Origin of the sequence: Pontibacter anaerobius (genome assembly GCF_026241195.1) — a bacterium.
Lineage (GTDB): Bacteria > Bacteroidota > Bacteroidia > Cytophagales > Hymenobacteraceae > Pontibacter > Pontibacter anaerobius.
On sequence record NZ_JAPFQO010000007.1, the window covers coordinates 171,734 to 198,345 of the forward strand.

The following is a 26,612-nucleotide window of genomic DNA, read 5'->3' on the forward strand; positions in this document are numbered from 1 at the left end:
ACAATGGGCAAAGTTAAAAAAGCCAAAGGGCATGTAGCACCTGTTCAGCCGTACAAGTTCAGGAAACGGTACAAACAAGTTGACATCTACATCCAAAAAGAAAAGAACTTCCTTTACTTCATTGCCTTTTCTCTCATCCTGGCCGGTTTAGTATATCCATACGCTTCTATAGCGATGTGGGTAGGCTTTGCTTTCGCTGGTTATTCTGCCATCGCTAACGATAGTATCCAGACCATCGGTACTTTTATTGTTTCCAATGAGGATAAGAAATGGTACTGGCAGTGGCTCTTTATGGGTACCATCTTCCTGGGCACCGTCTTCTACAGCTGGTATGCTTTTGACGGTGATGTTACCTACCAGCGCCTTTCTTCCAAAGGCTTTGACCAGAACATAGACAGCTTTGTATACCTGCAGTTAGCTGCCCCTATCGTGCTGTTGCTGTTAACCCGTTTCCGCATTCCGGTTTCTACCACGTTCATGCTCCTGAGCGTGTTTACGGTAAGCTCGGGTGCCATCATCAGCATGGTTAGCAAAAGTTTGATGGGTTACGTGGCAGCTTTCGGAGCGGCTCTTATCATCTATCTGGCGCTTACCAAAATTATCAAGCGCTTTATAAAAGGCGAGGCGCACGGAGCCTGGGTGGTTGCCCAATGGGTGATCAGTGGCTTTTTATGGCATACCTGGCTTGCCCAGGACCTGGCTAACGTAGCTGTGTACCTGCCACGCCAGTTAGGTGTGTGGGAGTTTGCGGCTTTCGCCGGATTTATCTTCCTGGGCCTTGGCTTCATGTTCTTTAAGCGTGGCGAGAAGATCCAGCACATCATTAACGAGAAATCGGAAGTACGCGACGTGCGCAGCGCCACTATCATTGACCTGGTTTACGCCATCATCCTGTACTACTTTAAGGAGCTAAACAATATCCCTATGAGTACGACCTGGGTGTTTGTGGGTCTGTTGGCAGGCCGTGAACTCGGTATGCGCCTGCGTGCCCACGATTCATCTACCAAGTTTGCCAAAACCTTTGGCCTGATCGGAAAAGACATTCTTTCGGTTACTATTGGTCTGATCATCTCGATTATTCTGGCCGTGGCCATTAACCCGGTAATCCAGGAAGAGCTGATCAACTTCTTCTTCAATTAAGATTTTATCTTCAAAAGTATAAGCCCGGCAGCAATGTCGGGCTTTTTTGTTGTGCAGCGGCTGTGGATTTCTGGGCCATCTGTAACGTATAAAAACTGCTTTGGAAGTACATAGCACAGCTTTTCGTTATACTTATGCACAACAATTTAGAGGAGATTATACTTTGGTTCGGGCACAAAAAAGCCCCGGCCATACTTTAGCCGGGGCTCTTCTTTTATACTTTGTGTCGCCTTATTTCTCAGGCCAAACTACTTCCAGGTCATCATTAATGAATACCCCGAAATTCACAGCTATCAGCTGGTCCTCGTCGAAGTATAGGTCGATCATTTCTTTCTCAAAGGAGATGCGGGTTTCGCCGGTTTCTGCTTCCTCTTCCTCCGGGTTAATGATGTCATGGTCTGCAAAAAGCTGCAGGATCTGCTCGCGGCTCATCTCGAAAACGCGCTCTCCGAAGATCAGGACCTCACGGTTTGCCGTTTCGATGCAGCTCAGGCGGTAGTCGTCTTCCTTATCGAAGTACAGTGAATAGCCTTCTTCCCAGTAGTTCCAGGCCTGATGCTCAAACTCGTCCTCCTCATCAGATTCCTCAACTTCTTCGGGCTCTCCTATCAGTTCTTCTACCTCGTCCATTGTCAGGCCAAACTTGATCTTGCCAAGCCCTTTGCCCAACCTGATGTCTTTGTTGATCATGATTTATTAAGTGATTTTTTTATGTGCAAAGATACGTTTTTTACCTTTCCTTAGGTTTTACTTTTTTATTTTGATGCGGCTGCTCGTGCAATTTTTTGAACTTATACTTGTACACTTTATCGTCCTTGTAGAGCTTTAGTACAGTGGCATTTGCAGGTTTGCTAATACTATCGCCTTTTGTGGCAAATGCTGAAAACCTTTCTTCTCCTTTCCCAGAAACAGATGTTGGTATAAACATGTACTTTGCCTCACTGTTGCCCACCTTAAAGTATACCGCCCCTACGTTAGCTGATAAATAGGTGATTTTGCCGTTAATGCCGGAGGTATAAAATATCTCTGAATCCTGCTCCCCCCTTTGCTTTACTCTGTAGTGATTCCAGATATTGAACAATATAAAAACCAGTAGTGCAGCAATTGCTAAGTATGATTTCTTCATGCTTTATACTTCGCCTCAAAGGCTGCTTTCATACTTTTATACTTCTCATTCTCCTTTGCCTGCTCCCATTTCTGCTTAAATATCGCTGCTGACTCTGCTTTTACGGGATCCGGGTCCAGGGGGAGTTGCTCGCGGCCGTGGGAACCGCTCTGGCCTTTTTTATCATCCGGCACGGGGCCTTTATACTTTTGGCCGGTGCGGTGGTTGGCGTAGCGCCTGCTGCGGGTATAGCCCATCTGCAGAAACTTCCGGGCCATGTCGGCTCCCACAAAATCGCTCTGCTGCAGGTACTCCAGAAACAAAGTATAAATCTTTTCGCTAGATTCCCGCGCCACTTCCGGATCTTTGAATCGCCAGTGCGGCAGTATCTCCGATTTGTACGGTTCTACCAGTAGCACGCCCTGCTCCTCTTTGCCTACCCTGTAAAGCTCAGGCTGCTTCCTGAAATCTATACTTTTAAAATCGAGATCGTAATTAAATTTCGTCGTCTTCCCCTTCTCTTCCATAGGCTATAGGCACTCCTTTTACAGGCACCGTCTGGTGAAGCGGATATTGCTCCGGGTATAGTACGATAAAGCTGTTGTCTTTGTAGTCTCTGGATAACACACGCGGCACATAATCCAGGTTGCTGTTGTAAGAAACGGTTCCCCGCCTTGCCGAAACCACAATTACCATGTCATCCTTTTTCAGCTCAGATTTCATGGTAGCGAACTCATTCAGGTTTTTATACGAGCTGAACTCTGCTTCTATACTTGGCTTTGTCTCTTTAACAGCCCCTCTGATCTTATTTAGCGTGCGTTTGCGGCCCCGAAACACTACCGGGGCACCCAACTGCTGCGACAGTAACTTGATGCTCCTGATCCAGCGGATAAAGCCTCTTTCCAGTTCTGCGTTGGTTGGGGCTATCACCACAATGCGGCCAGTTGTGTTTAGCGGCTGTATGAGTTTGCACACCAGGATCATTTCATCGGTATTGTCCAGCAGGCTGTCCAGCACACTTCCGAAAATGCGGTCGCGGGTAGTTATCTTGGCGTTCCAACCCAGTACCACCTCCGTTATCATTAATTCTTTTATAGCCCTGAGTATGCCACTGGCCACGTTCACGTCTATCTTCGACACCAGTTGCACGTCGTTGTCTGTGGCTGAGGCATGCGTGATCGTTTCCTGCAGCATTTTATTCTTCTTGTAGATCTCCTCTTCCGCATGCTCATTATCTATAACGACTGCCAGTGGATAGATCGGCTCTTTCTGGGAAGGGTTTTTCAGCATGATGGACAGGTCTATCAGGCTCTCGATCGTTTTCGGGTTTCCGATCGGTACCAGTATTCTGTCCGGCTTCTGACTTATGTCCGGTTTTCTTCTACTCTCCAGTATAGCCAGTGCCCGCCCTACTTTCTCTGTGGAGAAGGAACTCACCATACTTGATACCAGAATCAGCACCACCGCTCCATTCAGAGCACTCTCCCCCAGCAGGCCTATTTCAAAACCTGCCAGCACAACGGCCAGCGTTGCCGCAGCGTGGGCACTGCTTAACCCGAATATCAGGTTACGCTGCATTACGCTGAAGCCAAAAAACTTCTGGGTCAGGTAGGCTGCTGCATACTTTGTAATTGGTGCCAGCACCACTATGGTACCTGCAATCAGCATGGCATTGGTGTCTGTGAACAGCACTGTCAGGTCCACCAGCATACCTGTACTGATCAGGAAGAACGGAATGAAGATGCTGTTACCCACAAACTCGATCCTGTTCATGAGCGCCGAAGTATGCGGGATTAGTGGGTTCAAAGCCAGGCCGGCCAGGAAGGCGCCGATTATGGCCTCCATACCTGCCACCTCCGATAAGAATGCTGCTGCAAACACCACCGTCAGCACAAAGATATACTGCGCTCCTTTTTCGCCCTCCAGCTGCTTAAACATGTAAGATGCTATCTTCGGGAACAGCCAGAGCACGAGCGCCACAAACAGGATCATCCCGCTTATCATAAAGATCCAGAAGGAGGCTCCCGATTCGCCGTGCGTTGAGTTGATGATAATGGCCAGCACAAACAGTACCGCCGTGTCCGTTATAAGCGTTCCGCCTATGGTTAGCGTTACTGCCTCATTCTTGCTGAGGCCGAGCCTGCTTATTATAGGGTATGCCAGCAACGTGTGGGGTGCAAACATACTTGCCAGAAGTATAGCCGGCTTTAAATCATAATCGTGCAGGTACAGAAACACGACTGTTCCCACCGAGATCGGTATCAGGAAGGTAAGCGTACCAAATACCAGGCTCCTTACTTTATACCGCTTAAAATCGATCATGTCAATCTCAAGACCCGCCTGGAACATGATATAGAGCAGACCCACCGTACCGAACAGTACAATACTCGCATCCCGGTTCAGGATATGCAGCCCGTTTGGGCCAAGTATAACCCCGGCCACAATCATTCCGACGATTCCCGGTATCCTCAGTTTATTGAGCACGAACGGCACAACCAGTATAACCAGAAGCACCACAGTAAAGATGAGTACTGGTTCCTCGAACGGTATTGTGAGGTCTACATTTAATAGCATAGTTTATTTTGTTGTGTGTAGCTTTTCTTCGCTTCGCGATTTAAATATACAGATTTTCTGCTTGTGTATTTCTCCTGTGTAAGTTCTCCGGCCCGTTTCACAAGCCTCTTTCTCAAGCTTTCCACACATTTTAGTTCCTAATAATTTTTTTAGATTGATTTTTTAAAAAGAATCTTCTTTTGTTGTTAGGGCTGTTCATAAGTTGAAAACTTTACTCAGCTTTGTGTACTGCCTATAACTTGTGCACAGCTCCTTTGTTTTTCACCAATCCCTTTCTCAAGTTGTTAATTTTATTTGCCTTTGTCCCAAAACGTTAAGAGGGTTTTCCACTTTTTGCTCTAATATGTGTATTTCTTTATAAACAGGAAACACAACCGTGGAAAAGGCCTTTGTGTAAGGATAATTATACACCAGTATCCACTTTTTACCCTCTGTGTAATCTGTTTCCCGTTGTGTAATTTGTGTCCGTGTAAGTTATCCTGAACTTTACCCACGCTTTTCCACATGGTTAACCACAACTTTGTGGATTATTAAAAAACTTTCTGCCGGGGCGATTTTTCTTACGCAGTTTTGCTCCCTTGCTCTGTATTCTCCGGTTGTTGATTTTGTTTTACTCCCCTTGTTCCCATCAGTCTGTTGCTTACACAGTGTAAAGCGATTTGGTTTTTACGCAAGATGTAAGATTGCGATTAGAGCTTTTGTACTTTCAAGTTGGATATGCTATTACGCGGTGGTGTTACATGCAGCTGAAGTCTTGCCTTATGATTTGTATCTCGAATACTTTCTTTCTATTAAACTTGACTGACAGGATCAAGCGTTTAGAAAAATCATGGTTAGTGGATAAGATTGACTGCTGTATTTTTTCTCCGGTTTATACTTTGCGATAGGTATGATTTGGAGAGGTTCTAAGGCAAGGTGGAGATGGTTGTAGGCCGGTTGGTTTCAGATTTTCACTTAGCCCTGGTGCGCCTGATTTAACTGCCATTTCTTACATAGAAGCCATGGTCAGGATTTCCGCTACTGCGGTTGCAGCATTAAAGTAAAGGCATAAAAAAAGGAGAGGCGCTTGCCTCTCCTTTCTCGTGGTTTTATACTTATACTGCTAGAACTTCAGTTCCAGATTTTCTACTTCCCAGTTCGCCCTTACTTCAATGGAGTTTGGGTGGATGTAGACAGGCTCAGGTACTCTTTCAAATTTTGGATCAGCCTTATCCCATTTTCCATTTTTGTTTTCGTCAATCAGCACACGTATATAATAATTGCCCGGTGCAATGTTTCTGAACCGGAACGTTTTTCCTGCGCTTCGCTCTTCCACAACTTTATACTCGCTGTTCAACAGTTGCAAAGTATAAGCTGTATAGTCGGTTGTTGTAGTCCCACTCAGGCTTCCGGTTCCTTTGTTGCCTTCCATTATGCCCAGCTGTAGCTGCGGAAATGTTATTGGCCCACCCTGTAGCGGCTGTATGGCGATGCTATCAAGCACCACTGTCACCTGCCTGATGTTGCTGCTGAGCTTCGGCATATTAAACCGGAGTTCTGTGTTCGTACGGTCTAAGCTTACTTCCTCTGGGTATTTTATTTCCTGCACCACAACACTATCAGCTAACAGTTTCAGCGGTGCTGCACCTGTTATACGTATCGGCTTCTGCAGTTCAACTACTACCTCCTCTCCTACTTTGTAGCCGCCGCTCTTTCCGGTGTTTATAACTTTCACTGCTGCCCCCTTAACACGGCTGGACGGCTTGCCCTCAAATGCTATTTCCAGTGTGTCTGTGGCTATATTACCTGCAGAATCAACAGCGGCAAGTATGGCTTTTCCACCATTGAATCTTTCTGTTTTAAACAGCTCCACTGATTTTCCATCTACTGTTGGTTTGCCCAGCAGTGTATCCTTGCCGGCCACAGACATAGCGGTGAAGCCCTGTATGCCCTCGTTATAGCTGGCCACAAAACGATCGATGAATTTACCTCGTGTCAGCAGTATAGGTTTCTTGGTGTCTATCCGCACGGTCTGCAGTTTTACCGTGTCCGTGGCTGGTGTTATCCTGATGGGTTTGGCCAGGTAAGCTATCCGCTCTTCTTCTGAATCGTAGAAGCTGTTGTTGTTTTTATCGACCAAGGCGTACATCAGGTAATTTCCCTCCTTCACGTTCTCTAGGCTATAGTTCCCCTGGTCATCGGCTGACGTCAAATAGTAAGGCCTGTTCTTGCGCACACTCAAGGTATCCTCGGCTTGGTAAAGTAGTACCAGCGCTCCTTTTTCAGGCGTTTGTTTCATCAGGTTCACAACAGTGCCGCGCACGCTGCTGGAGTCAATGTATGAGCCTGTACTGAATGACAGCCTCAGCCCCTGTGCCTTATTCTTCTCGGTAATGTCTGTTATGCCTTCCCGGAAGTTGAAGGTGTACGTGGTGCTGTCCTCGAGCGGCTTCTCGAACTCCAGGGTCATCACATTCTTATCCGTTAAAACCTTGTATGGGTTGTTGATATTTGGTGTAATGAGCAGCTGCTTGTTTAGTGTATTCTGCTGAACCTCTTCATCAAACTCCAGCGTGATGGTGCGGGTATCCACATTTAGTTGCTGGTCTTTTGGGTTGCTGCTTACCAACTTTGGTGGAGTCTGATCTCTTGGGCCGCCATCCGGGGGGCTTTGTGTGGCGCAGGCCGCCATACCTGTTACGATGCCTGCTGCGATTAATGCTTTAACTAGCTTCATGGGCTGTGTGGTATTTAAAGTAAAATAGGCAAACTTTCGCTTGCCTATCCTTTTCTTCACGCAAATTTGGCGCTATTATTTTCTTTTTGCTACAAAAATCAAACTTGAGTAGTCGTTGCCGTTTTTCTCGGCGTAGCTGTTGGAGCGGTACCCATTCATGACGCTGGTGAGCATTTTTGTTTTGCCTTGCTTATGCTTTTCACTTAGCATGCTTACGTAATAGGCATCAAACTTCATGGGCAGTACCTCTTCCAGTCTCATTTTATGTTTCTTCAGGAAGCGTTTCATTGTTGGCTGCGTGAAGTGGTAGAGGTGGCGCGGCACATCATAGGCTGCCCAGTTTTCCCTGTACTCCTGCGCGTCATGCGAGTCAGCATTCGGTACGGCTATGATCATGGTGCCATCTTCCTGCAGGTATTCCAGCAGCTTCTCCATCGTCTCGTTCAGCGTATGGATATGCTCCAGCACATGCCACAGGGTAATCACCTCGTACTTTTCCCCTTCAATATCCTCCAGGCTTGAGGCTATGATCTCTCCTGTCTCCTCCTTTGCTTTTTCCCGGGCCTTGTCGTTTGGCTCTACGCCCCTTATCTCCCAGCCGTCTTTCTTACAAGCTGCCAGGAAGGTGCCGGTGCCGCAGCCATAGTCAAGTATGCTGCCTTTTACAGGAGCGTACTTGTTGATAAGCTCTACTTTCTGCTTGGTGGTAATGGAGCGTACCACGTGATACGCCCTGTTGATAATCCCGGTTGTGGAGTTCGTGTGCGATATGTAATCGTCTGACTCATAGTACTGGCCTATGCTCTGCAGGTTAGGCCTTGGGTTTGTGAATTTAAACGAGCAGTTCTCGCACTCCACAATCACAAAGCTCTCTTTTGATACAGCGTTGTCGGTTACTACTAAAAAGTTTTTGAAGGCTTCTTTGCCGCATATCGGGCATTGTTCCAGTCTTTCGTAGCTCATTTATTTTCCCAGGTATACCATTAACACCGATATGTCAGCTGGCGACACGCCACTGATTCTGGAGGCTTGGCCAATTGTTTCTGGCTCCACCTTCAGCAGTTTTTCCTTAGCTTCTTTAGATAACGCAGGTATGTCGCGGTAGTTGATCTTGCCTTTGATACTGTAGTTCTCCAGCTCACTCATTTTGGCGGCCATGGCGTATTCTTTCTCAATATACGTTTCATACTTCACCTGTATGCCCGCCTGCTCCACGCTGTCCTGCTTAAACTTGCTCAGGTATTCCGCTACCGCAGGCACCGCTCTGGCGATGTCTTCTATCTCTACGTTCGGGCGCTTGATCAGCTGGCCGGCACGCTGCTTTTCAGCTATAGGTGCAGAGCCAAGCTCCTCCAGCATGCTGTTGATATCTCCTGGCTCAATCGGCTTATTATTCAAGTATGCTATGATTTCGGCTGTTTCTACGATCTTCTTATCCACAGCTTTCATGCGCTCCTCATCGGCCAGCCCCAACTCATAACCCATCTTCGTCAGGCGTATATCAGCATTATCCTGGCGCAGCAGAATGCGGTGCTCAGCTCGTGACGTGAACATACGGTAAGGTTCGTCTGTGCCTTTGTTTACCAGGTCATCTATCAGTACGCCAATGTAAGCTTCGGATCTCTTAAGTATAAACGGCTCTTTGTCGTTTATCTTGTTGTGTGCGTTAATTGCTGCCATTAATCCCTGGCAGGCGGCTTCCTCGTAGCCAGTGGTGCCGTTTATCTGGCCAGCAAAGTATAGGTTCTCCACCAGCTTTGTTTCCAGCGTCAGGTTTAGCTGGGTTGGCGGGAAGAAGTCGTACTCGATGGCATAGCCCGGGCGGAACATCTTCGCGTTTTCAAATCCTTCTATCTTTCGCAGGGCTTCGTACTGCACATGCTCCGGAAGAGAACTGGAGAAACCATTCACGTATACTTCCACGGTGTTCCATCCTTCCGGTTCCACAAATATCTGATGACGGGTACGGTCGGCAAAACGGTTTATCTTGTCTTCTATACTTGGACAGTAGCGAGGGCCTAAACCTTGAATACGCCCTTGGAACATGGGTGATTTTTCAAAGCCTGTCTTCAGGATCTCGTGCACTTCCGGGTTTGTATAGGTAATATAGCAGCTGCGCTGCTGTGCTAATGGTTGGGTATCGGTGTAGGAGAATTTGCTCGGGTTCTCGTCGCCGAACTGCTCTTCCATTTTGCTGTAGTCCAAGCTGCGGCCATCTACGCGCGGAGGCGTTCCGGTCTTCATGCGGCCCGCCTCAAATCCCAATTCTATCAACTGCTCGGTTATACCTTTCGCTGATTTTTCAGCGGAGCGGCCCCCTCCCATCTGCTTCTCACCAATGTGGATAATACCATTCAAAAATGTGCCGTTCGTTAATAAAACGGCCTTTCCACGTATAGTTATCCCCAGGCTGGTGCGAACGCCTACGGCCTTCCCTCCTTCTACTTCAATGCCTGTCACCATCTCTTGCCAGAAGTCCACGTTCTCTGTTTGCTCCAGCGTCAGGCGCCAAGCTTCCGCGAAACGCATGCGATCGCTTTGCGCTCTCGGGCTCCACATGGCCGGACCTTTCGATTTGTTCAGCATGCGGAACTGGATCATGGTTTGGTCAGTGATGATGCCGCTCATACCACCAAGTGCATCCACCTCGCGCACGATCTGCCCTTTGGCTACGCCACCCATCGCCGGGTTGCATGACATCTGGGCGATGGTGTTCATGTTCATGGTTGCCAGGAGCACTTTTGATCCCATCTTGGCTGCTGCTGCTGCTGCTTCGCAGCCTGCGTGTCCGGCTCCTACAACTATAATATCGTATTCTGGAAACATGTATTCTGGTTTTAGAGATGTTTCACGTGAAACATCTACAGGGGGTTGGTAATTCCGTTTGAGACTAAAATTTTCGCAAAGATAAGGAAGAATCTTCTTCTTTGCGCATAAGTGTCTCTTGCTCTTCGGTCTTATCTTTAAATCCGAGCAGGTGCAGCACGCCATGGATGATCACACGGTGCAACTCGTCTTCGAAAGGGTTGTTCAGTTCTTGTGCATTATCGCGCACACGGTCTACGCTTATAAAAATATCACCTTCAATAGTGCCCTCTGTGTCGGCATTATTGAAGGTGATAATGTCTGTGAGTGTGTCGTGGTCGAGATACTCTACATTAATCTCGTGGAGGTAGTCATCGGAGCAGAAAATGTAGGTGAGGCTGTTTAACTCTTGCCCGTGTTGCTCAATTACATCTGCGATCCACTCCGATACTTGCTCTGGGTTGCTTAGCTCAAAATCGATATCCTCGCTAAAGAACTCAATTGGATGATCCATTCTGGGGAATAGGGATATTAAAAATTAACTGTACTTTTTTTCCTTCATCTAAAAAGTTAACCTCGTCGCACAGGTTGCGCATCAAAAAGATGCCGCGGCCACCAGGGTTCTCCAGGTTCTCAGGTGCGGTTGGGTCTGGTAGGTTACCGTAATCAAAGCCGGGGCCTTCGTCGGCAACTTCAAAAAGAAGCTTGTTCTCCTCTACCTGCAACATCAAGTAAACATTCTTGTCTTTATCGAACTTGTTGCCGTGGCGTATGGCATTGTTTACAGATTCCGTTACGGCAACCATGATGTTACCGTAAATGTCATCCTCGAACTCAAACTCGTCTTTAGAGTTGTCGATAAAGCTTTCTATTACTCTGATGTTTTCGATTAGGGAAGGAATCTGAATTTTAACCTGATTCATATTAATCGTTAAGTGTAAAATAGGTGCTTGTTATTTGCTTATGCTTTTGAAATACTCGTTTACCTTCTGCTTATAGTACGGAGACAAAGCAGGTGGTATCGTTTTGAGCAGTTCTGTTTGTTTCTCTTTTGCCTTTAAATACTTTTCGAACGAAGGGGGTACGCTGCGGGCAATATCTTGCGCTGTCTTTGCTTCACGTTTATTGTCCAATTCACGCTCCCTTGCAGACTTCTCTGCTTCCAGCAAACGTGTTAAAATCTCGCGCTGCCGCTGAATGGTCTGTTCGGTCAAACGTTTATTAACGAGATCAGTTTCGCTTTGTTCCATCATCTTGCTAATATTTCCCAGTTTGCCGTTTTGCCCCTTTTCACCAGGTTTTGTGCCCTGTTTCTCAAGTTCTTTCAACGCGTTCCGGAGAGCCTCCTGCTCCGCAGCCAATTTAGCTAATTCTTCAGAAAGTGCCTTACCCGATTTGCCACCTTTTTTCAGATCTTCGATTTTTTTGTTCAATTGTTGCTGCAACTCTCCCATATTGCCAGGCATTGGCTTGTTACCCTTCTGCTTTCCGGCCATGCTGCCCTGCATTTGCTGCATGGCCTGCTGCATCTGCTTCAGGGCATCGTTGAGCATCAGAGCCAGGTTGTTCATACTTGTCATGGCGAGTTGCTGCTGGCCGGTAGCCTTGCCGAGGTTGCGGTCGCGTAGTTCCTGCATGCTGTTATCCATACTTTGGTTCATGGCGGCCACCTCGCGGGTAACAAACGACTCAATCTGGAACACTTTTTTGGCGAGTGCGAAAAGACTGTCCTCGATCACCTGGGCATTGTCACGGAGGTTAAGCTGCCGCTGCGACAGTTCTATAAAGCGGGGATCACTCTGGTTCACGCTGCGGAACTGCTTCATCAGTTCCTCCTGATCGAAGGAAAGGGTGATCAGGTTCTCAAGAATGTCACGGAGGTTATCGAGGTTCTGCTGCATGCCAGCCATGCTCATGCTGCTCTTCATCTCCTCCATCTGTTGAGCCATCTTTTTCATCTGCTGCCCCGCCTTCTGCTGCGATTCGCTGGCCTTCTTGTTCTGGTTTTTCTGTAGCTGCTCCTGGCTTTGCTCCATTTGCTGCTCTATACTTTGTTGGTCCTGCTGCTGCTGTTCCTCGTTCAGGGGGTTGGGGTTGTCCATCTTTTCGTTCAGTTCCTTCAGCTCTTCCACCTGCTCCTTCACATCCTTAAACTCCTGTTGCAGCTCTTTTTGCTGCTCCTGCAGCTGCTGGTTGCTTTCTTGCTTTTGCTCGGTTTTCTGGGCCAACTGTTCCTCCTTCTCCCCCATCTCCTCCAGTTTGTTGGCAATGTTGTCGAGCTTTTGCTCAAACTGCAGTTGCTTAAACAACTCCAGCGCCCGCTCCAGCTCGCGCTCCAGGTTCTTCTCGCGGTTATCGAGTTTGCTCAGGAGTTGCTGCAGGTCCCGGTCGTTGGGTTGTTGCTGTTGTAGTAGTTTCTCCAGTTCCTCGTAGAGTTTCTTGGTTTCCGGGTCCAGCAGGTCGTTCATGAGCTTTTGCAGCTCCTGCGCCTTCTCGGCTAGCTGCTTGCTGGGCTCGTTCAGCATGTTCTGCTTTTTGTTGAGCTCCTCAAACAGCTCTTTCATAGAGTTGATGTCCTGCTCCAGCTGCTTCTTTTTGGCGGCCAGCTCCTCCAGCTGCTTGCGATCCTGCCAGTTCAGGTCGCGCTTGGTCTTCAGCTTCTCCTCTGATTTGGACAGCTCGCGCTCCAGTTGGTTTGCCCGCTCCAGCGTTTTGCTCATCTGGCTGGCAACCGATTGCGAGTTGCTGTCGAGTTCTTTCTGCAGCTCGCGCTTGTCTGGTAGCCTTAGTTCGTAGGTGCGGGTGCGGGCGCTTTTCGGGCCGCGGATGCCGTCGTTGTCCCATACCTGCACAAAATACTCCAGCTTGTCGCCGGGTTGCAGGTTGAGGGCGGCGGTGTTCCACTGGTAAAAATAGGTTTGGCTAAGCTGTTGCTTGTTAAGTGGCAATGCCTGGCTTTTATACTTTGCCTGCGGGTTTTTGCTGTTGCTGATGCGGTAAATCAGTGCCAGCCGCGTTAGCCCGTAGTCATCCGACACATCGCCTCCCAAAACCATATAAGCGTACAGCGCCGTGTCCTGGTACTGCTCCAGGCTGATCTGAGGGTTGCGGTCCGGGATGGTGGTGATCTGGTAGTTGATTTGTTCTTTATTCGTGCTGTGTTCGTTGCGCAGGTTTATACTATAGTTCTGGCTCTGGCTAAAATCCTTGCTGGCGGCGAAGGTGCTGCCGTCTTTTTGAGCGTTTATACTTTGGGCAGGCTCCTCAAAGGTCAGTTTTATACTATCTGTTTCGGAGGTGGAGAAGTTCCAGGTGATGGTGCTGCCCTCGGGCACGGTGGCGTTGCCTGTGTTCTGAATCTCCTCTGGCTTGCGGTTAAGGTACTTTGGGTACTGCACCAGCATCCGGAAATCCTTGAGGTTAGGCCGCGAGAGCAGATCTAAGGTATAACTGTCGGAGAAGAAGCCAGAGCCCTCCAGCTGGAAATCCACGGGGCGCTGCAGCTGTTTGAAGGTATAAGTATAGTTGCCGTCAGCGTTCTGGCTGAGCTTCTGGCGGCGCCCATTGTAATTGATGTACACTTCGCTGGGCACGGTTTTGCCCTCCACCGCTACATTAAGCGTAAAATCCTCGCCACGATAGGTCTGCAGCCCCTCGTTCTGCACCACAAAATCAAAAGGGGCCTGAGGTGTATAATGGGTTTTATAGTTGATGATGCGCTCAGTGCCCTGCACAAAAATAGCCGGGTACACCAGCATGATCAGGAAAGCGATTAAGGCGGGCAGGGCGATATACTTGAGCAGCGGCTTGTTCTCGCGGTAAGAAACGGCCTCCTTGAACTTAAAGGAAAGCATCTGCTGGCTGCGCTGGGCTATACTTGCCCGGATGAGCTCGTTGGTTCGGTCCTGCTGCTGCAGCTGGATGGCGTTAAGCAGTTTATCCCGGATCTCCGGAAAATGATGGCCCACCTGCTGCGCCGCCTGCTCATCGGAGAGCACCCGCCGCAGCCGCACCAGCGCAGCCGCCGGCAAGGCTATCCAGCGTATAAACACGTAAATAACCGCGGCCACAAACGAGAAAAGCAGGAAAGCGCGCACATACTCCGGAAAGTAGAACATGTACTCCAGCAAACTATACACGATGTAAACAGAAAGCAGGAGCCCAACCGCAAAAATCCCGCCCCGCAACAGCATGTTGAGGTAGAACTTCTGTTTGAACTCCTGCAATTGATGCAGCAACTGATCGAGTGCATCGGTATGTTTCATGTCTTGCTATTACAAGGTTAAGGCATGGCGTCTATAGTTGTAAGTTAACCAAATCCATCTAACGCACTATACTTCAGGCGATAAAAAGTATAAATACCTATAGTATAACTGCACAGACAGCCCTTTTAGTATACCTCCCCTACTCCAGCTCCAGCAGCACCGGGCAGTGGTCCGAGTGCCGGGCTTCAGTAAGTATGGCAGAACGCTTCAGGCGGTCGCGCAGGTTTTCGGTAGCCATGTTATAATCAATACGCCAGCCCAGATTTTTGTTGCGTGCGCCGGCACGGTAGCTCCACCACGTATAGTTATGCGGCTCCTGGTTAAAGTGGCGGAAGGTGTCGATAAAGCCATTCTCCACCAGCTTGCTCATCCACTCGCGCTCCTCCGGCAAAAAGCCCGAGCTGTTGGCGTTGGATTTCGGGTTATGGATGTCGATGGGTTTGTGGCAGATGTTGTAATCGCCGCTCACCACCAGCCCCGGCAAGGTCTGCTTCAGGTCGCCCACGTAGCCGTGGAAGTCGTCCATCCACTGAAACTTGAACTTCTGGCGCTCCTCCCCGCTGGAGCCTGAAGGCATGTATACGCTCATCACCGACACATCGCCGTAATCGGCGCGCAAAACACGACCTTCCACATCGTAGCATTCTATGCCGCAGCCCACCTCTACGTGCTGCGGTTTGTCTTTAGAAAGTATAGCCACGCCGCTGTAGCCTTTCTTTACGGCCGGGTGCAGGTACACCTGGTAGCCCATATCTTCAAACAACGCCTTGTCGAATTTAGATTCATCGGCCTTGATCTCCTGCAGGCAGAGTACATCGGGGTTAGCGGCTTTCAGCCAATCGCCGAAGCCTTTGGTAAGGGCGGCACGGATGCCGTTAACATTATAGGTAATAATTTTCATGGGTGAATTTTGAGGCGCGCAGCACAGCTTACTTCTTGCCGCTGTCTTTGGTGAGCAGCAAAAGCGATGACACAAGTATAAATTTCAGGATGCTATACTTCTTCATAAGTATAAATATGCGACAAAATGTGTGCTGCGTTACTGTGTTAAGGTTTACGGATATCGTCGGCACGGTTAAAGTACTCGATCACGTGCCATTTAAGCATCTTCTCCTGCTCTTTCAGGTTGGCAAACGGGATAGATTTCACCGCCTTAAAGTGGGGCCAGCCCTCCTCGTCGCGGCCGGTGAACTCGTAATAGCCCGACTCGGCAAAGACGCGGCAGGTGGCAATGTGCATCAGGTCCTGCTTCTCCTCCTTGGTAAACTCCCGTATGCCCATGCCCAGCTCCTGAATCCCGATCAGAAAAAGTATGGCATTCATATCAGGCTTCTTGCCAAAGCGCTTCATCAGGTCGGCCCGCAGCTGCGTCCAGTTATGTTCCAGGTTGTCGCTGTCGTACATAAGTTGATTGTTAAATTGTTGGATTGTTAAATTGTTGATTCGCATGAAGTATAAACGCTCCATTTTGGAACCAACAATTTAACCATGTAGCCATTTAACAGTTTATTCTGCAGAGCCTCTCTCCTTCAGTTCCTCCCAGTACTCCACGGCGCGGCGGAAGTGCGGGATCACGATGGAGCCGCCCACTAGGTTGGCGATGGAAGATACCTCCATAAACTGCTCGTCAGTTACACCCTCTTTGTAGCACTTGCCCACGTGGTATTTAATGCAATCGTCGCAGCGCAGCACCATGGATGCCACCAAACCCAGCATTTCCTTCGTTTTCACGTCCAGGGCACCCTCCATATAGGTGTTGGTGTCGAGGTTAAAGAAACGCTTAATCACTTTATTGTCGTATGACATGATGCGCTCGTTCATGCGCGTGCGGTAGTCGTTGAATTCTTCTACTAAGCTCATTGTTAGGTTATTCTTGGTAAGGATGACTTTGTATTTAGTCCAAGTATAAAGTTACGGCAAAATCATCAGAATACCTTAAACCATACTTTACAGACAATGTTTGAAGACCTGCTGAGTTTGCTGTTTCCTGAAACCTGCTACGCCTGTAGCGGCGCGATGGCCCACGGCGAGAAATATATCTGCACCAGTTGCAGCGTTAAACTGCCCTACACTGATTTTCATGTGCACGGAGCTACGGAGCTGAACCCGCTGCAGCGCAGGTTCTGGGGCAAAGTGCCGGTGCGGTTCGCCTTCTCTTATTTATACTTTATGCCGAAGGGGCGGGTGCAGCGGCTGTTGCACCGCCTCAAGTATAAAGGCGCCAAGGAACTGGGTGAGCACCTGGGGCAGCGCTACGGCTCCCTCCTCTCCGATTACCAGTACAACAGCCAGTTTAACCTGATCGTGCCGGTGCCGCTGCACAAATATAAACTGCGGCGGCGGGGCTATAACCAGGCGGAGTGCTTCGCCAAAGGCCTTTCTCAAAGTATGAACTTGCCCTGCCAGGGCCACGCGCTGCTGCGCACCACCGATACCGGCACCCAAACACGCAAGAACCGCTTTGACCGCTGGCAGAATGTGGAGCAGGTGTTTCGGGTGGCAAAACCGGAGCAGGTAAAGGGCAAGCATGTGCTGCTGGTGGATGACGTACTGACAACCGGCGCCACCCTGGAGGCCTGCGCCCGCGCCTTGCTGGAGGCAGGTGCCGCTGAGGTAAGTATCGCCACCATCGCAGCCGCCTGATTCAGGTTTATACTTTGCAGGAGCTGCCGCAGCCTCCGAGGTGGTGATTTTCGCCAAAGGCAGATTTTTTTCGTAGTCAAACTACAGCGCGTTTTAATAAAAGAAGATTGACTATGATGAGAAACGACACGAAAGATACAAAAGGACCCGATGTAGTGCTGATTGGAGCAGGCATTATGAGCGCAACATTGGGTATGATGCTGAAGGAACTACAGCCCAGCCTTCAGATCGAAGTTTTAGAGCGGTTAGACAGTGCCGCAGCCGAGAGCTCCGATGCCTGGAACAATGCCGGCACCGGGCACTCTGCCTTCTGTGAGCTTAACTACACTCCCGAAAAACCTGACGACTCTATCGATATCTCCAAAGCCATTAAAATCGCCGAGTCATTTGAAATTTCGAAGCAATTTTGGGCTTACCTGATCAAGAATAACATTATTGAGTTACCCACCTCTTTTATCAAGAACCTTCCGCATATAAGCTTTGTGTGGGGCAGGGATAATGTGGATTTCCTGCGCAAGCGGTACGAGGCAATGGTGGAGTGCCACTTGTTCGATGATATGGTTTACTCCGAAAGCCATGAGGAACTGAAAGGTTGGGTACCGCTGGTAATGAGCGGAAGAGACAAAAGTGAACCTGTAGCCGGCACCCGTATGGACCTGGGTACAGATGTTAACTTCGGAGCCCTTACCCGCAGTATGTTTAACCACCTGCAGGAGGAGAGCAACGTTATACTTCATTTCGGGCATGAGGTACGGAAGCTGCGGCAGATGGAGGATGGGCGTTGGCGCATTAAGGTGAAAAACCTGCAGAACGGAGAAAAACGCAATATATACGCCCGCTACGTATTTATAGGAGCCGGTGGTGGTGCCTTGCCTTTGCTGGAGAAATCAGATATACCGGAGGGGAAAGGCTATGGCGGTTTCCCGGTAAGCGGGCAGTGGCTCAGGTGCACCAACCGCGATGTGATAGAGCGACATGAGGCCAAAGTATACGGCAAGGCTGCCGTGGGCTCGCCGCCAATGTCAGTGCCGCACCTGGATACGCGCTACATCAACGGCAGGCGTGAGTTGCTTTTCGGCCCTTATGCGGGCTTCTCTACTAAATTCCTGAAGAAAGGCTCTTTTATGGATTTACCGAAATCCATTAAGGCCGGAAACCTGCGACCTATGCTGTCGGCAGGTTTGCGGAACATGGCATTAACCCGGTACCTGATCGACCAGGTGCGGCAGTCGCCTGAGGAGCGGGTGGAGGCGCTGCGGGATTATTTTCCTGATGCTCGCCCAGAAGATTGGGAACTGGCGGTAGCGGGCCAGCGTGTGCAGATAATTAAGCGAGACCCAAATAAAGGTGGCGTGCTAGAGTTTGGTACAGAGGTAGTAAGCGGGGCAAACTGTACCTTAGCGGCTTTACTCGGGGCATCTCCGGGCGCTTCTACGGCTGTATCTATTATGCTGGGCTTGCTGGAGCGATGCTTTATGCACCGCATTAATACTGAGGAGTGGCAGGTAAAACTGAAAGAGATGATTCCTTCCTACGGCCAGTCGCTCGCCGATGACCCCGAACTGCTTGATCGCGTCCGTTCTTACACCAGTGAGGTGTTGGGCCTGGTGCCGGCGGTGGAGAAGAAGTAGAAAGTATAGTTTAAAGTATAAAACAGGGGCAAGAGGTGCTGTTTAGCTTCTCCTGTCCCTGTTTTTATTTATACAAAGTATAAAATGGAGGTGCAGCTACCCTCTTGTGCTTTATCATGAGCTTATAGCAAAACTTAGTAGCTAACTGCTAGTCTGTTCGCGGTGTACATCAGAGAGGGCTGGCTCGGCATACTCTATCTCCTCTGCTGCCTCCAGGTCGTCGAGCAACTCTTTTACCACAGCGTAGTTAACGCTTAGAGGTACCTCCAAAACCATGAAGTCTTCGTTTACTTCTACCGATACGCAGCCTAACTGGGCAAATTTCTTTCTAATCTCCAGCAGTGGTGTATCCTCGTTTTGGCGGATAACCTGTATGGTAGAGTTGCCCGATGGTGTTACAGTTTCTTTGTAGAGAAGCCCCTCTTCCATCGCGTCATACTCCGCGCGCACGATATCCTCCGTTGCAATGAGTGGCACATAGTATGGGATGCTGTCAATCTTGTATAGGCCTTTGGCTGCCTCTACTTCCTGTGCCCACAGGGTCTCTACCATCTCGCGGTCAAAAACATCGCTGTAAAAACGGAAGGTGATTTTATGTCCTTGCTTTTCTTCGCTCATCAGTATAAAAGTAAAAAAGCCCAAGCGTTAGCCCGGGCTTTTTATATAAAAGTAACCTTTGTCTTATTTGTTAGAGCCGGCGTTGATCATTGCGCAACGGAAGCCGATTGTGGCTGTTGATGAATCCTGGGCCATGAAGCGGCGAGTACCTGGAGACAACCAGTAAGCCACATCTTTCCAGGAACCACCTTTGTAAACGCGAACCTCATCGCTAACCAGTGAGTGATATCCTTCGCTGGAGTCATAGTTCGTAGACTCATCCAGGAAGCCGTCACGACGGAATGGGTTCAGGTCTTCCACATCCTGGAAAGAAAGCGGACGGTATACATCCTGCACCCACTCGTTTACGTTACCGGCCATGTTGTACAGACCAAAATCGTTTGGCGGGTAAGCGTAAATGTAGTCCGTGATCATGGCACCGTCGTTCAGAGAGCCAGCGATACCGGCGTAGTCACCACGGCCACGCTTAAAGTTAGCCAGGAATTTACCCATCTGCTTGCCATACGGGTTACGCACCTGGTGGCCATCCCATGGGTACAGGCGGCGGTTGTTCTGGTTTTCATCCTCTGTGTACTGCGTACCAATCATGGCCTGTGCAGCATACTCCCACTCTGCCTCTGTTGGGAGACGGTAATTCGGTAGCACGTAACCAGACTCAATAGATGGCTTCTCGCCTTCTACAGCCTCGTCGCCGCCACCACGGCCAAACAGGCCTCTTCTGCCACCGCCGCCATTGGCCTGCTGGGCAAGAATGTCGTTAACTTTGTTTGTGCGCCATACGCAGAAGTCGTTAGCCTGCAGCCAGCTTACACCCACCACCGGGAAGAAGCGGAAACCTGGGTAACGCAGGTAATAGGTAACGTATGGGTCGTTGAATGAAAGTTGCTGAGACCAAACAGTAGTATCCGGCAAGGCAGCCTGGTATACTTCCGGCAGGGAGTCGCGCTTCAGGTCGTGCAGGTACTCCAGCCAGTGGATGTTTGCCACCTCAGTTTCATCCATATAGAAAGAGGCTACAGTTACTGTACGCTCCACGTTGTCACGCGTCATGGCAATATCCTCTTCCATAGAGCCAAGCACGGTACGGCCGCCTTCAATAAAGATCAGACCCGGGCCCTGCGGGAACTCCGCGTAGTCGGCCACATCGAAAGCATCTTCTTCTTCGCCATACTCAGCGCCAGTTGCAGAGCTGTAAGCACCAGGGTCTGTGCTGGTTGGCTGGCCGCCCTTACCACAGGCAGTAAGCAACATGCCTCCCACAACCACAGCCGATAAATACTTGATTAACTTCATAAAATAGTACCTAATTAAGATAAGGTTCTTGTAACGTAGATTAATGTGCAATTATAAATAATATTAGAATGCCGGACAAACAATGCCTCTGTTAATTTTATTCTTCAAGCGGCTCCTAAACAAATTGTTAATATCAGCACGTTCAAAAACAAGCGTAACTTCGTTCGTGCCACCTACTTCCCTGCTCAATCCCTTCAGCCCGACCTCGTGGCTAAAACCCACCCTGAAATGCGTTAAATCGAGGCCTGCTATAACGGACAAGGATTGGTCTTGGTTAGTTCCACCTACAACGGGTACTCCTTTATATATAAATCCTAACGTCAGGGGAGTGTATTTAGTATATAGCCCTATGTCTAATCTTTTAGAACTTTGCTGATCTATGAAAGTAGCCGTTGGCGTAAAGCTCAGTTCGAACAGCCGCCCCTGCTCCTCGTAGGAGCGGGCGTAAAATTTATAACCGGCGATAGCCGTGAAACGAATCGGCAACTCCGACTCCTGCCCCAGCTTATAGGTAGGCTGGTTTAAATGCGCCGCCGTAATTCCTGCCCATACTTGATCAGAATAAACAAGGCCACCCACGGTAAAGTCGGCGTAAGTGTTTGGCTCAAATTCATTTACTTCTGCCGACGTTAGCGCCACCATGCCGTTGTCCGACAACTGGTCGCCGAAAACCAGGTTGTCATAATCTAGGTTAAGGCGGGTTATACTTGCCTGAAGCCCGGCAGACATGGCCCAGCTGTCGCTGATGTTGGTGTGATAGGCATAGCCCAAGCCAGCCTGCAGTTTCTTAAGGCCACCCACACCGGCGCGGTCCTGCTGCAGCAGCAGGCTAATTGCACTTTTCGAATCAGGTATCCGGAGGTCGGCGGCCAGGGCGTTGGTAATGAAGGAGCCGTTGAGCGCCGGCCACTGCTTGCGGTGCGACAGCCCTACGCTCCAGCTGTGATCGAGGCCGGCAAAGGCCGGGTTCAAGTATAGGCGGTTAGCATACTGTTGCGTGTACTGCACATCCTGCGCTACGGCGCAGCAGGCCCAGAGGCAGGCGGTACACATCAGCAATATCTTTTTAAAACCTGCGCCCATAGATGCAATTTAACTTTTAAGCCGCTGTTTAGTTAGCTATAAGAGTGACTGTTACAAAACCGAAGTATAAAGTAGCACGATTTTAGCTATAATTTCTATAGCTTAGCTTTTACATCCGTAAAACACCAAAACTACTACAACTCATGAAAAAAGTAGCCATTGGCTTTTTTATCTTTCTGGCCTTGCTGCTTGCCGCGGCGGTGCTGGTGCCTGTTATCTTTAAAGACAAGATAAAGCAGACGCTGGACCAGGAGATTGCCAAAAATATTAACGCGCAGGTTATTTACGAGACCGACAACGTGAGCCTCTCGCTGCTGCGCGACTTCCCGAATCTGTCGTTGGGCGTGGAGAATCTTGCCGTGGTGGGCGTGGACTCCTTTGCTACCGATACCTTGGCACGCATCCCCTCCTTCCGGATGGGCCTGAACCTGTTCAGTGTGTTCGGCGATGAGCTGAAAGTGAATTCCATCACTTTGGAGAAGCCCGTTATACGCCTGTTGGTGCTTAAAAGCGGAAAAGCCAACTGGGATATTATGGTAGAAGACACCGCCGCCACTGCAGAAACCGATACCGTGGCCTCCGATTTCAACATGGCCATTACAGGCTGGGAAGTAAACGATGGCACCATTTATTACGATGACCTGAGCATTCCGTTTGGCCTTGCTGCCTATAACGTAGCGCACACCGGCAGCGGCGATTTCGAGAAAGACGTGTTCGATATGAAGTCGAAGACTACGGCCGACCGCTTTGTGATGACTTACGATGGCACCAATTACCTGGAGAACGCTCGCCTGAATGCCGACGTGACCATGGCCATGGACCTTAACCAGTCGCTTTATACTTTCAAAGACAACAGCATTCGCATCAACGAGTTTCCGTTTAAGTTTGATGGTACCATCTTGATGCCGGAGGAGCCGATTGACTTTGACCTGACTTTCAGTGCTACCGAGACAGACTTCCGCAATGTGCTGTCGGTGGTGCCAGGTATGTACAGCGAGCAGTTTGAGGACATTAAGACAGAGGGTAAGCTGAGTTTCGACGGATATTTTAAAGGGCGGATGATCGATACCCTGATGCCGGGCTATGGCGTGGACCTGAAGGTGATGGAAGGTATGTTTAAGTACCCTGACCTGCCGGAGGCCGCCCGCAACATTAACGTGGATATGAGCGTGGCCAGCAAAGACGGCACGCCGCAGAACACCGACATCAACATCCGCCAGTTCCACATGGACCTGGGCAAGAACCCGATAGACGCTAGGGTTTCGATAAACGGCTTGGAGACTATGAAAGTGGATGGCAATGTGAAGGCCAACGTGGACCTGGCAGAGCTTACCAAAGTGTACCCTGTGGAGGGAATGACCCTGCGCGGCCTGCTGAAGGTGGATGCCGATGCCAAAGGCACCTACTCCGAGACAAGTATGCCGGTGATCGACGCTGACCTGAACCTGACCAACGGCTACATCAAGTCCAAAGACTTCCCTGCGCCTATCCAGAACCTGAACATGGTGACTAACGTGCGCAACACCACCGGCAACACCGACGATACCCGCATCAACATAGAGCGCTTTAACATGAGCCTGGATGGCGAGCCACTGGAGGGCCGTATGCTGATCACGGGTATAGACAAGCCTGCTTTCGATGGCCGCATCAAAGGTATACTGGACCTGGAGAAGCTGACGAAGATCTTCCCGCAGGAGGGAATGACCGTGTCTGGCCGCATTAACGCTGACGTAACGGCCAAAGGCAAGCTAAGCGATATTGAGGAGGAGAAGTATAACAACGTAACGGCAAACGGCACCATGGCCATCAGCAACCTGAGCTATGTGAGCACCGACCTGCCGCAGGGGATGAAGATCGCCAAAGCCAACGCCAGCTTCAACAACGAGCGGGTTAACCTGCAGAACATGAGCGGCTACCTGGGCAAGAGCGATTTCCAGGCAAACGGTACTGTATCTAACTACATCGGCTACGCATTAGATGATAACCAGTCGCTGCGCGGTAACTTTAACCTTAGCTCTAATAAGTTCGACGTGAACGAGTGGATGGTGGACGAAGCCGGCGCTCCGGCCGAAGAGACGCAAGAAGGCGTGGTGGAAGTGCCGAAAAACCTGGACCTGGCCCTGAACATAGATGCCAAGCAGGTACTGTACTCCAACCTGAAGCTGAACAACGTGAGCGGCCAGGTGCAGGTGAAGGACCAGGTTGCCAGGCTGAACAAGGTAACCTTTAACACCCTGGGCGGAACCTTTGCCACCAGCGGCAGCTACAACACACAGAACCTGCAGCACCCGCTCTTCGACATGAAGCTGGACATACAGGATCTGGGCTTTAGGGAGGCTTTTAATGCCTTTACCACGGTGCAGGCCTTTGCCCCTATCGCGAAGGTGCTGGAGGGTAAGTTCTCTACTAGTTTTGCCTTTGCCGGCGAACTGGGCCAGGATATGGTGCCGCTTTTCCAGACGCTGGATGGGAAAGGCGTGATAAAGGTATTGCGAGCAGCGGTGGCCAATGTGCCGATCGTGGACAAGATCAGTAGCCTGACCCATTTTGAGGAGCTGCGCAGCTTCGTGATCGAGAACAAGATGATTGATGCACAGATTGTGGACGGCAAGCTGTTGGTGAAGCCGTTTAACCTGAAGGTTGGCGATATCGACATGTCGGTGGGGGGCAGCACGGCAGCAGACGGCAACATAGATTATACTACGGCCCTGAACGTGCCTACCGGTAAGGTGGGGCAGCAGCTTGGCTCTAGCCTGGCTGGCCTGCTGGGCGGAAACCAAAGCCTGGTAAACACAGAGCGCGTTACCCTGAAACTGAATGTGGGTGGCACCTACAACGATCCGCGCGTGTCGTTGGCGGGAGGCTCTGTAAAAGAGAAAGCCACGGATATAGTGGAGAATGTGGTGCAGGAAAAGCTGAATGTGGTGAAGCAGAAGGCCGATGAGCGCAAGCAGCAACTACAGGACAGTGTAACCAATGAGCTGAACCGCAGAAAGCTGGAGGCAGAGCGCAAGGCCCAGGAGGAGTTGGAGAAGAAGCGACTGGAGGCTGAGCAGCAGATAAAGAAACAGGCTACCGACAAAGTAGGCGGTTTCCTGAAGCAGATCACCAAGCCGAAAACCACTACGCAGCCGGACACCACGAAAAATCAATAATTTTTTTGATGTAAAAACCGCTGGGAAATCAGCGTTTTAGCACAAATCCAGCAGAAGAAGATGCTTCTGCTGGATTTTATTTTTTAAATACTATATATTAGAGTGCAACTTTTAACCGTTTAGGAGTGTAAAAGAAGCTTTCCTGAAAGCATAGTGTTTTAAACCAATGCAATTTTAAATGATGAAAAAGAAATTTTTTCTCCCTTTAATGCTTTGTGGGCTGATTGGATTCAGCTCATGCGATAGCAACGAAGACAGTGGTACGGCCCGCATGGAAGTGCGCATGACTGATGCACCTGGCGATTATGACGAAGTAAACGTTGAGATCGAGTCGGTGCAGATTCACACGGAAGAAGGCGATACTGAAGAAGGCTGGGTTACGCTGGATGAGATCCATCCGGGTGTGTACAACCTGCTGGACTTCGCGAATGGCAAGGATACGCTGCTGGCCAGCGCTGAACTGCCTGTAGGCCACATTTCCCAGATCAGGCTTATACTCGGTAACGAAAACTCTGTGAAGCTGAAGAGTGGCGAGGTGATAGACCTGAAAACGCCAAGCGGCCAGACATCCGGTGTAAAGCTGCAGCTGAACGCTGACCTGCAGGACGATGTGACCTATATGGTACTGCTTGACTTTGACGCAGCCAGATCGGTTGTGCCGAAGGGCAACGGCGGCTATAACCTGAAGCCGGTGATCCGCACCATTACACAGGCTATTGCCGGTGGTATTAAAGGTAGCGTAACGCCAGCAGAGTATGAGCCAGCCATCTACGTTATCTCAGCTGCCAACGACACGATCGGTGGTTACGCCAGCGATAACGGCGAATTCCTGATCAAAGGCGTACCGGCGGGCACTTACAGAGTGGAGTTCATCACGGAGTATGGCGAGCACAATAAAACTGTAGAAAACGTAAGCGTGTCTCAGGACCAGATTAAAGACATGGGTGTGGTAATGTTGCCGCAGGAATAGTTCTAGGACAAAAGAGACAAAAAGAGGAGCCTCCCGAATAGAGAGGCTCCTCTTTTTGTTTACTGTCTAACCGCTCCTAAGAAGGGGAAGTTTATACTTTGCTCTTTTATCTAAAAATCCTCTATCCAGAGTCTAGTACACCTGCCCCATCAGCTCGCGCACATAGGTCACGTAGTCTGTGTTGGGAGGAGTGTGGCCGTTTTTGCGCAGGTCGGTGGCTACCTGGGCACGGTGGTAGGTGGCGTGGTTAAACGCGTGCGTCAGGATGTCGAGTACGCGGGTGCTATACTTGTTGCCCTGGCTGTTGGTATAGTCGATCAGGCGGTTAAACTCGGCCTCATCGGCATTGTCAACCAGCTCCTTTATTTTATAAGAAGCGTAGTCGTGCAGCTTTTTCAGCTCCTCCAGCGTGTGCTCCTGCCATACTTTAACAGGGCTTTGGGTGCCGGTGATGCGGGCAATCCAGATCGCCTGCGCGTTCAGGGCGTGGCTGAACAGGCGCGCTGCGTTGGCTGGTACTTCGGGCAGGCTGCTGAAAACATTCAGCATAGTCTTGTTTGCCCAGATATTATACTCTGATAGGTTTTTAAGTACGTCGTTTCCGGTCATGGTAA

The 26,612-nt window shown here is 49.7% G+C and carries 23 protein-coding genes; 5 read left to right on the forward strand and 18 right to left on the reverse strand.

What is annotated here, in order from left to right:
- Positions 1–3: 3 nt before the first annotated feature.
- Positions 4–1,140: a hypothetical protein gene (locus tag OO017_RS11435; protein ID WP_266052625.1), complete on the forward strand. Its 1,137-nt coding sequence runs from the start codon at positions 4–6 to the stop codon at positions 1,138–1,140.
- Positions 1,141–1,371: 231 nt separating this feature from the next.
- On the opposite strand, the gene OO017_RS11440 is transcribed toward OO017_RS11435, so the two are convergent.
- The 14 genes from OO017_RS11440 to OO017_RS11505 form a co-directional block, all read right to left on the reverse strand.
- Entirely contained in the window at positions 1,372–1,830 is a 459-nt protein-coding gene (locus tag OO017_RS11440; protein ID WP_266052626.1) for a hypothetical protein, read from the reverse strand.
- A gap of 40 nt (positions 1,831–1,870) precedes the next feature.
- Complete coding sequence (locus tag OO017_RS11445) at positions 1,871–2,266, reverse strand: hypothetical protein (protein ID WP_266052627.1); 396 nt, start codon at positions 2,264–2,266, stop codon at positions 1,871–1,873.
- Complete coding sequence (locus OO017_RS11450; protein WP_266052628.1) at positions 2,263–2,772, reverse strand: DUF4385 domain-containing protein; 510 nt, start codon at positions 2,770–2,772, stop codon at positions 2,263–2,265. Before OO017_RS11450 ends, OO017_RS11445 begins: the two co-directional genes overlap by 4 nt.
- Complete coding sequence (locus tag OO017_RS11455; protein ID WP_266052629.1) at positions 2,741–4,819, reverse strand: cation:proton antiporter; 2,079 nt, start codon at positions 4,817–4,819, stop codon at positions 2,741–2,743. Before OO017_RS11455 ends, OO017_RS11450 begins: the two co-directional genes overlap by 32 nt.
- A 1,102-nt stretch (positions 4,820–5,921) precedes the next feature.
- A complete protein-coding gene (locus tag OO017_RS11460; RefSeq protein WP_266052630.1) occupies positions 5,922–7,535 on the reverse strand; it encodes an Ig-like domain-containing domain in 1,614 nt (537 codons plus the stop codon).
- A gap of 75 nt (positions 7,536–7,610) precedes the next feature.
- Complete coding sequence (locus tag OO017_RS11465) at positions 7,611–8,498, reverse strand: class I SAM-dependent methyltransferase (protein ID WP_266052631.1); 888 nt, start codon at positions 8,496–8,498, stop codon at positions 7,611–7,613.
- Positions 8,499–10,361 (reverse strand): tRNA uridine-5-carboxymethylaminomethyl(34) synthesis enzyme MnmG, encoded by a 1,863-nt coding sequence (gene mnmG, locus OO017_RS11470; RefSeq protein WP_266052632.1) that lies wholly within the window; start codon positions 10,359–10,361, stop codon positions 8,499–8,501.
- A 64-nt stretch (positions 10,362–10,425) separates the two neighbouring features.
- Positions 10,426–10,854, reverse strand: a complete 429-nt coding sequence (ybeY, locus tag OO017_RS11475; protein ID WP_266052633.1) for an rRNA maturation RNase YbeY — start codon at positions 10,852–10,854, stop codon at positions 10,426–10,428.
- The gene (locus tag OO017_RS11480) at positions 10,838–11,263 is read right to left on the reverse strand and encodes an ATP-binding protein (protein ID WP_266052634.1); all 426 of its coding nucleotides are present in this window, start codon (positions 11,261–11,263) and stop codon (positions 10,838–10,840) included. Before OO017_RS11480 ends, ybeY begins: the two co-directional genes overlap by 17 nt.
- Before the next feature lie 30 nt (positions 11,264–11,293).
- Positions 11,294–14,605, reverse strand: coding sequence for a DUF4175 family protein (locus tag OO017_RS11485; RefSeq protein WP_266052635.1), 3,312 nt, complete (start codon positions 14,603–14,605; stop codon positions 11,294–11,296).
- 139 nt (positions 14,606–14,744) lie between these two features.
- Positions 14,745–15,506, reverse strand: a complete 762-nt coding sequence (locus OO017_RS11490) for an exodeoxyribonuclease III (protein ID WP_266052636.1) — start codon at positions 15,504–15,506, stop codon at positions 14,745–14,747.
- 28 nt (positions 15,507–15,534) lie between these two features.
- The gene (locus OO017_RS11495) at positions 15,535–15,678 is read right to left on the reverse strand and encodes a hypothetical protein (protein WP_266052637.1); all 144 of its coding nucleotides are present in this window, start codon (positions 15,676–15,678) and stop codon (positions 15,535–15,537) included.
- Complete coding sequence (locus OO017_RS11500) at positions 15,653–16,009, reverse strand: hypothetical protein (RefSeq protein ID WP_266052638.1); 357 nt, start codon at positions 16,007–16,009, stop codon at positions 15,653–15,655. Before OO017_RS11500 ends, OO017_RS11495 begins: the two co-directional genes overlap by 26 nt.
- A 102-nt stretch (positions 16,010–16,111) precedes the next feature.
- On the reverse strand, positions 16,112–16,465 hold the full coding sequence (locus OO017_RS11505; RefSeq protein ID WP_266052639.1) for a carboxymuconolactone decarboxylase family protein: 354 nt from the start codon (positions 16,463–16,465) through the stop codon (positions 16,112–16,114).
- 96 nt (positions 16,466–16,561) lie between these two features.
- On the opposite strand from OO017_RS11505, the gene OO017_RS11510 reads away from it, so the two are divergent.
- Together OO017_RS11510 and OO017_RS11515 are read left to right on the forward strand one after the other, a co-directional pair.
- On the forward strand, positions 16,562–17,248 hold the full coding sequence (locus tag OO017_RS11510; protein WP_266052640.1) for a ComF family protein: 687 nt from the start codon (positions 16,562–16,564) through the stop codon (positions 17,246–17,248).
- Between the two features lie 113 nt (positions 17,249–17,361).
- Complete coding sequence (locus OO017_RS11515) at positions 17,362–18,879, forward strand: malate:quinone oxidoreductase (protein ID WP_266052641.1); 1,518 nt, start codon at positions 17,362–17,364, stop codon at positions 18,877–18,879.
- Between the two features lie 141 nt (positions 18,880–19,020).
- Here OO017_RS11515 and OO017_RS11520 read toward each other — a convergent pair whose 3' ends face one another.
- The 3 genes from OO017_RS11520 to OO017_RS11530 all read right to left on the reverse strand — a co-directional run bounded on the left by OO017_RS11520 (position 19,021) and on the right by OO017_RS11530 (position 21,873).
- Complete coding sequence (locus OO017_RS11520; protein WP_266052642.1) at positions 19,021–19,497, reverse strand: DUF4265 domain-containing protein; 477 nt, start codon at positions 19,495–19,497, stop codon at positions 19,021–19,023.
- Between the two features lie 63 nt (positions 19,498–19,560).
- On the reverse strand, positions 19,561–20,790 hold the full coding sequence (gene gldJ / locus OO017_RS11525) for a gliding motility lipoprotein GldJ (protein ID WP_266052643.1): 1,230 nt from the start codon (positions 20,788–20,790) through the stop codon (positions 19,561–19,563).
- Between the two features lie 63 nt (positions 20,791–20,853).
- Positions 20,854–21,873 carry a PorP/SprF family type IX secretion system membrane protein gene (locus tag OO017_RS11530; RefSeq protein ID WP_266052644.1) on the reverse strand — a complete coding sequence of 340 codons (1,020 nt, stop codon included), beginning with the start codon at positions 21,871–21,873 and terminating at the stop codon, positions 20,854–20,856.
- A gap of 143 nt (positions 21,874–22,016) precedes the next feature.
- On the opposite strand from OO017_RS11530, the gene OO017_RS11535 reads away from it, so the two are divergent.
- The gene (locus OO017_RS11535; protein WP_266052645.1) at positions 22,017–25,028 is read left to right on the forward strand and encodes an AsmA family protein; all 3,012 of its coding nucleotides are present in this window, start codon (positions 22,017–22,019) and stop codon (positions 25,026–25,028) included.
- A gap of 181 nt (positions 25,029–25,209) precedes the next feature.
- Positions 25,210–25,998 (forward strand): DUF4382 domain-containing protein, encoded by a 789-nt coding sequence (locus tag OO017_RS11540; protein ID WP_266052646.1) that lies wholly within the window; start codon positions 25,210–25,212, stop codon positions 25,996–25,998.
- A 132-nt stretch (positions 25,999–26,130) separates the two neighbouring features.
- Here OO017_RS11540 and OO017_RS11545 read toward each other — a convergent pair whose 3' ends face one another.
- Complete coding sequence (locus tag OO017_RS11545; protein ID WP_266052647.1) at positions 26,131–26,607, reverse strand: DinB family protein; 477 nt, start codon at positions 26,605–26,607, stop codon at positions 26,131–26,133.
- Between the last annotated feature and the right edge of the window lie 5 nt (positions 26,608–26,612).

Coding starts and splice junctions, on each gene's coding strand:
- OO017_RS11455 (WP_266052629.1), bottom strand. CDS start 4,819: ATGCTATTAAATGTAGACCTCACAATACCGTTCGAGGAACCAGTACTC.
- OO017_RS11515 (WP_266052641.1), top strand. CDS start 17,362: ATGATGAGAAACGACACGAAAGATACAAAAGGACCCGATGTAGTGCTG.
- OO017_RS11490 (WP_266052636.1), bottom strand. CDS start 15,506: ATGAAAATTATTACCTATAATGTTAACGGCATCCGTGCCGCCCTTACC.
- OO017_RS11435 (WP_266052625.1), top strand. CDS start 4: ATGGGCAAAGTTAAAAAAGCCAAAGGGCATGTAGCACCTGTTCAGCCG.
- OO017_RS11440 (WP_266052626.1), bottom strand. CDS start 1,830: ATGATCAACAAAGACATCAGGTTGGGCAAAGGGCTTGGCAAGATCAAG.
- OO017_RS11480 (WP_266052634.1), bottom strand. CDS start 11,263: ATGAATCAGGTTAAAATTCAGATTCCTTCCCTAATCGAAAACATCAGA.
- OO017_RS11530 (WP_266052644.1), bottom strand. CDS start 21,873: ATGGGCGCAGGTTTTAAAAAGATATTGCTGATGTGTACCGCCTGCCTC.
- OO017_RS11460 (WP_266052630.1), bottom strand. CDS start 7,535: ATGAAGCTAGTTAAAGCATTAATCGCAGCAGGCATCGTAACAGGTATG.
- OO017_RS11510 (WP_266052640.1), top strand. CDS start 16,562: ATGTTTGAAGACCTGCTGAGTTTGCTGTTTCCTGAAACCTGCTACGCC.
- OO017_RS11505 (WP_266052639.1), bottom strand. CDS start 16,465: ATGAGCTTAGTAGAAGAATTCAACGACTACCGCACGCGCATGAACGAG.
- OO017_RS11540 (WP_266052646.1), top strand. CDS start 25,210: ATGAAAAAGAAATTTTTTCTCCCTTTAATGCTTTGTGGGCTGATTGGA.
- OO017_RS11520 (WP_266052642.1), bottom strand. CDS start 19,497: ATGAGCGAAGAAAAGCAAGGACATAAAATCACCTTCCGTTTTTACAGC.
- OO017_RS11500 (WP_266052638.1), bottom strand. CDS start 16,009: ATGTACGACAGCGACAACCTGGAACATAACTGGACGCAGCTGCGGGCC.
- mnmG (WP_266052632.1), bottom strand. CDS start 10,361: ATGTTTCCAGAATACGATATTATAGTTGTAGGAGCCGGACACGCAGGC.
- ybeY (WP_266052633.1), bottom strand. CDS start 10,854: ATGGATCATCCAATTGAGTTCTTTAGCGAGGATATCGATTTTGAGCTA.
- OO017_RS11485 (WP_266052635.1), bottom strand. CDS start 14,605: ATGAAACATACCGATGCACTCGATCAGTTGCTGCATCAATTGCAGGAG.
- OO017_RS11445 (WP_266052627.1), bottom strand. CDS start 2,266: ATGAAGAAATCATACTTAGCAATTGCTGCACTACTGGTTTTTATATTG.
- gldJ (WP_266052643.1), bottom strand. CDS start 20,790: ATGAAGTTAATCAAGTATTTATCGGCTGTGGTTGTGGGAGGCATGTTG.
- OO017_RS11450 (WP_266052628.1), bottom strand. CDS start 2,772: ATGGAAGAGAAGGGGAAGACGACGAAATTTAATTACGATCTCGATTTT.
- OO017_RS11545 (WP_266052647.1), bottom strand. CDS start 26,607: ATGACCGGAAACGACGTACTTAAAAACCTATCAGAGTATAATATCTGG.
- OO017_RS11535 (WP_266052645.1), top strand. CDS start 22,017: ATGAAAAAAGTAGCCATTGGCTTTTTTATCTTTCTGGCCTTGCTGCTT.
- OO017_RS11465 (WP_266052631.1), bottom strand. CDS start 8,498: ATGAGCTACGAAAGACTGGAACAATGCCCGATATGCGGCAAAGAAGCC.